Source organism: Sphingopyxis sp. (assembly GCF_035565275.1).
In the GTDB taxonomy this organism is placed as follows: Bacteria; Pseudomonadota; Alphaproteobacteria; order Sphingomonadales; family Sphingomonadaceae; genus Sphingopyxis.
The window spans coordinates 1-4,893 of sequence record NZ_DATMST010000007.1; the positions used below are offsets into that span (position 1 = coordinate 1).

6 protein-coding genes are annotated in these 4,893 nt (G+C 65.7%); 1 reads left to right on the top strand and 5 read right to left on the bottom strand.

Translation table 11 applies throughout. From position 1 onward, the window contains the following. The 3 genes from VN047_RS00485 to VN047_RS00495 all read right to left on the bottom strand — a co-directional run. Nucleotides 1-582: biotin/lipoyl-binding protein (locus VN047_RS00485; protein WP_325538945.1), on the bottom strand; the 582-nt coding region annotated here is incomplete at its 3' end. After that, complete coding sequence (locus tag VN047_RS00490; RefSeq protein WP_325538946.1) at nt 579-995, bottom strand: PaaI family thioesterase; 417 nt, start codon at nt 993-995, stop codon at nt 579-581. The genes VN047_RS00485 and VN047_RS00490, both read right to left, overlap by 4 nt. Beyond that, on the bottom strand, nt 992-1,585 hold the full coding sequence (locus VN047_RS00495) for a TetR/AcrR family transcriptional regulator (protein ID WP_325538947.1): 594 nt from the start codon (nt 1,583-1,585) through the stop codon (nt 992-994). Before VN047_RS00495 ends, VN047_RS00490 begins: the two co-directional genes overlap by 4 nt. Nucleotides 1,586-1,640: 55 nt before the next feature. Here VN047_RS00495 and VN047_RS00500 point away from each other — a divergent pair, with 55 nt between their 5' ends. Then, entirely contained in the window at nt 1,641-3,254 is a 1,614-nt protein-coding gene (locus tag VN047_RS00500) for a DHA2 family efflux MFS transporter permease subunit (protein ID WP_325538948.1), read from the top strand. Between the two features lie 27 nt (nt 3,255-3,281). On the opposite strand, the gene VN047_RS00505 is transcribed toward VN047_RS00500, so the two are convergent. Together VN047_RS00505 and VN047_RS00510 are read right to left on the bottom strand one after the other, a co-directional pair. After that, nucleotides 3,282-3,917, bottom strand: coding sequence for a glutathione S-transferase family protein (locus tag VN047_RS00505; RefSeq protein ID WP_325538949.1), 636 nt, complete (start codon nt 3,915-3,917; stop codon nt 3,282-3,284). A 172-nt stretch (nt 3,918-4,089) separates the two neighbouring features. Continuing rightward, the coding region (locus tag VN047_RS00510; protein ID WP_325538950.1) for a peroxidase family protein at nt 4,090-4,893 on the bottom strand (804 nt) is incomplete at its 5' end.

Below are 4,893 nucleotides of genomic sequence, written 5' to 3' on the forward strand. Positions count from 1 at the left end.
GCCAAGGTCGGCGCGCGAACGCTGCGCCGCCGACGCTGCGCCGACCGCAGTCGCCGACACCTGTTCGGCGTCGCGCTTCGTCACAAACCCGTCGACGAGCAGCGCATTGTAACGCCGCCGGTCCTCGACCGCGCGCGCATATTCCGCATCGGCCGCAGCGATCTGCGTATTCACCGACCGGATCTGCGCCGCCGCAAGCTTCTGCTCGGCTCCCAGCGAAGCGAGTGTCGCGCGCGCGGTCGCGACCTGCGCATCGGCGTCGGCAACCGCAGCCTCGGCCGCCATCAGCCGCGAGTCATAGTCGCGCACATCGATGCGGACGAGCGGGTCGCCGGCCTTCACCGTCTGATTGTCCTTCACCAGCACCGCGGTGACCAGCCCGCCGACGCGCGGCGCGACCTCGCTCGCGTCGGCCTGCAGATAGGCGTTGTCGGTCGATTCCACCGTGCGCGGCGCGAGCAGCCACCAGATACCGATGGCTGCGATCACAAGCGCGATCAGTCCAATCTTCCACGCCTTTTTGGGAAGCGCAATGCGGCGGCGCGCCGGCGCTTCGACCTCGATGGCGGCCTGCACATTCATTGCTGGATCACCAGCAGCGTCGAGGTCGCGGTCGCGAGGATGCGCCCGTCCGCATCGGTCAGCTTCGCCTCGACATAGGCGACGCGGCGGCCGATCGAAATAACATGCCCCTCGGCGCGGACCTTGCCCGTCGTCCCCGTTATCGCCTTCAGATAGCTGGTCTTGAGTTCGAGCGTCGTCATCGCCTGATCGTCGGCAAGCTTGGTGACCACCGCGATGCCGCACGCCGAATCGAGCAAAGTCGCGGCATAGCCGCCGTGGACGAAGCCCATCGGGTTGAAATGCTCGGGTCCGGGTACGCCCTCGAACGCCGCCCAGCCCTCGCCCGCATCGACAAGCTGGAACCCCAGCGTCTCGCCAATCGGTGGGCGTCCGCCCGTCGCGATCAGCCCCTGCACCTTCGCGAGCGTCATTGCGCACTCTCCAGCCCATAGCGCGCCACGATGCTCGCGTGCGTGTCGGCAAGCATCGCATCCGACAGCGCCGGATCGCCGACCGCGCGCGCCAGAGCGACCCCGCCGACAAGCTGCGCCAACAAGGCATGCGATTCCGCCTGCGCGTCCGCATAGCCAAGCGTTGCCAGCGGCACCGCGAGCCGGCTCGCGATCCCCTCGACCCCAGCGCCGAAACGTTCACGCGTCGCAGGCTGCGAGCGCGCGAAGTCGCCGGACAGCGTCGGCAACGGGCACCCCCGGTCGCGGCTGTCGCGATGCTTCGCCGACAGATAAAAATCGACATAGGCGCGCAGCACCGCGCGCGGATCGCCATTTGCATCGATCCGTTCGGTGCGGGCACGCGCGTCGGCGAACATCGTCCCGATTGCTTCGTTAACCAGCGCGTCTTTCGACCCGAAATGCGCGTAAAAACCGCCGTGAGTCAGCCCCGCGCGCGCCATCACGCCCGCAACCGCGACATTGTCAGGCCCCCGCTCGCGAATTTCCTTCGCCGCCTCTTTCAGCACGCGCTCACGCGTCTCTGCCTTGTGCTCGGTTGAATAGCGCACTTGCGTCTCCTTTTATATGACGCATATAATATAAAGACGACAGGACACAAGACCCATGGCCTCCATCCCGCTTACCCCCGGCGCCAGCGCCGCTCCGTCCGACGCGCCGTTCAACCCGGCGGCGATGCCCGACGCGCAGAAATATCTGATTTTTGCGGTGATGGCGTTCGGCCAGTTCATGGCGCTGATCGACATCCAGATCGTCGCCGCGTCGCTGAACGAAGTGCAGGCAGGCCTCAGCGCCGGACCCGACGAGATCAGCTGGGTGCAGACTGCCTATCTGATGGCCGAACTGGTGATGATCCCCTTCTCCGCCTTCCTCGCGCAAGCGCTGTCGACGCGCTGGCTGTTCGCGGCATCGGCGGGCCTCTTCACGATCGCGAGCGTCCTTTGCGGCCTTGCGTGGAGCATCGAATCGATGATCCTGTTCCGCGCGGTGCAGGGCTTCGTCGGTGGCGCCATGATCCCGACGGTGTTCGCGACAGGCTATATGCTGTTCGAAGGCAAGCAGCGCGCGATGATCCCCGCGATCCTCGGCATGGTGTCGGTGCTCGCGCCCACGCTCGGGCCCACGGTCGGCGGCTGGATCACCGACGCGATGGGCTGGCGCTGGGTCTTTTTCATCAACGTGGCTCCCGGCGCGATGGTCACGCTCGCGATCCTCGCGCTCGTCCGCATCGACAAGCCGAACCTGCCGATGCTGCGCCGGATCGACTGGGTGCATCTCGCATCGATGGCGGTGTTTCTTGCGGGACTCGAATTCGTGCTCGAGGAAGGACCTAAGCATGAATGGTTCAGCGAACCGTCGATCACGATCGGCGCTTGGCTGTCGTTCGTCGCCTTCGGTCTCTTCCTCGAACGCTCGTTCCGTTCGGACGGGCCGATCGTGAAGCTGACGCCCTTTCGCAAGCCGACCTTCGTCTTCGCTTGCGTCTTCAACCTCGTGATCGGGTTTGGCCTATATGCGAGCACCTATCTCGTCCCGATCTTCCTGGGCCGCGTGCAGGGCTATAATGCGGCGGAGATCGGCACGACGGTTTTCGTCTCGGGCCTCGCGCAGCTCCTCGGCGTACCGATCGCCGCCGCGCTGTCGCAAAAGGTCGACCAGCGCATCGTCATCACTTTCGGGCTCAGCCTGTTCGCGCTCGGGCTCTGGATGTTCAGCTTCATGACCCCCGAATGGGGCTTTGCCGCGCTGTTCTGGCCGCAGGTCGTGCGCAGTTTCGCGATCATGCTCTGCATCGTCCCCTCGGTCGGCCTCGCGCTCGGCAATTTCGAAGGGCCCGAGCTGCGCTATGCGTCGGGGCTGTTCAATCTGATGCGCAACCTCGGCGGCGCGATCGGCATCGCGCTCGTCAACACCTGGCTCGGCGACAACCTCCGCATCCACGTGCTGCGCCTCTCGGAAGCGCTGGGCCGGTCGAGCGAAGCGGCGAACGAGGCCGCGGCCGGGCTCGCGCAGCATATCGGCCATTATGTCACCGACCCGGCACTTGCGGCGCAGATGGCAGAATCGACGCTGGCGCGCATCGTCGGGCGCGAAGCGCTGACGCTCGCGTTCGATGACGTCTTTCGCGTCATGGCCTATCTGTTTCTGGTCGCGCTGGTGATGGTGCCCTTCTGCAAGCCGCCGCCGATCGGCGGTCCGGCACCACAGGACGCGCACTAGCGGGCGTCGGCCTGCGAAAGCGACCCTTTAGGCTCTTGCCCGGTCCGCGGCCCTGAAATGAGCGATCTGGTCGGCCTCGGCCTTTTTGAAGGCGGCTCGCCCGGTCACGCGTTCCACATAGGCCTCTGCCGCGGGCCGGTCGCCGTACGCGCGGACGGTGGGGACGCGCAGCGCGTCCGCCATCAACAGATCGGCGACGGTGAAGCGGCCGGCTGCGAGCCATTCCCGCTCGCTCAGCACTTTTTCCAGCTGGTCGAGGCGTTTGCCCGCCCAACCGGCCAGAGCATTGTCATCGTCACCGGAAATCTTGAGGAACCACCACGGCACGGTGACCATCTCGATCGAATTGAGCGCGGCGCACGTCCATTGCAATGTTTCCGCTTCCCCGACCGGATCGCGCGGCATCAACCGGTCGCTTTTCCGGGCGAGATGCAGCAGCCCGGCGCCACTTTCGAACAGCTCGACTTCTCCGTCCTTCAGAAACGGGATCTGGCCGAACGGCTGATGCTCCAGATGATTGGTCTCGCGGTCCTCGAACGGAATCGTACCGACCGCATAGTCGAAACCGGCTTCCTCGCACGCCCACCGCAACCTGAGGTCGCGCACGAACCCACGAGGGCCTTCAGGGACCCAGTCATAGGTCCAGATGGTCAATTCGCTCATAACCGCGCGCTCTTCCTCTTCAGGTTGAAGAAACACCCTAACGGCGAATGACGTTCCTGCGCAAATATGAACCCGCTCCCGGGCCCATGTCCCCGGGAGCGGGTTCGCGACCCGTCGTCTTTGCGGCCGCCGCCGCCCCGCGGCATGATGCGGGGACAGCGGCGCCAGAAGATCAGGCGAGGTCGAAACGGTCGGCGTTCATCACCTTGGTCCAGGCTTTGACGAAGTCCTTCACGAACTTCTCTTCATGGCCGGTCTCGGCATAGACCTCGGCGACCGCGCGGAGTTCGGCGTTGGAGCCGAAGATCAGGTCGGCGCGGGTGGCGCGCCACGTCTCGCCGCCGCCCTTGCGGTCGGTCGCGACATATTCCTGATCGTCCGAGCCGTCGACCGCCTTCCACACATTGGTCATGTCGAGCAGGTTGACGAAGAAATCGTTCGTCAGCTGGCCCGAGCGCTTGGTGAAATGGCCGTGCCCGCGCTCGCCGTGATTGGCGCCGAGGACGCGCAGGCCGCCGATCAGCACGATCATTTCGGGCACCGACAGGCCGAGCAGCGATGCGCGATCGAGCATCATTTCCTCGATCTTCACCGCCAGCTTCTTCTTGCCGACATAATTGCGGAAGGCGTCGGCCTCGGGCTCCATCACCGCGAAGCTGTCGGCGTCGGTCTGCTCGGCGGTCGCATCGCCGCGGCCGCCGGTGAACGGCACATCGGTGGCGCCCGCTTTCTCCAGCCCGACCACGCCGCCGAGCACGATCGCATCGGCCAGCGACAGATTGCCGCGCAGACCGTCGAGCGTATCGAGCACCTTGGCGAGCATCGCCGGTTCGTTGACCTCCCAATCCTTCTGCGGGGCGAGCCGGACGCGCGCGCCATTGGCGCCGCCGCGGAAGTCGGACTTGCGGAAGGTGCTCGCCGAGGCCCAGGCGGTCTTGATCAGCTGGCTGACTGTCAGGCCGCTGGCCGCGATCTT

What these genes read in the sequence shown, in the direction of transcription:
- VN047_RS00490 (WP_325538946.1), bottom strand. Translation starts at nt 995, where the DNA reads ATGACGCTCGCGAAGGTGCAGGGGCTGATCGCGACGGGCGGACGCCCA.
- VN047_RS00500 (WP_325538948.1), top strand. Translation starts at nt 1,641, where the DNA reads ATGGCCTCCATCCCGCTTACCCCCGGCGCCAGCGCCGCTCCGTCCGAC.
- VN047_RS00505 (WP_325538949.1), bottom strand. Translation starts at nt 3,917, where the DNA reads ATGAGCGAATTGACCATCTGGACCTATGACTGGGTCCCTGAAGGCCCT.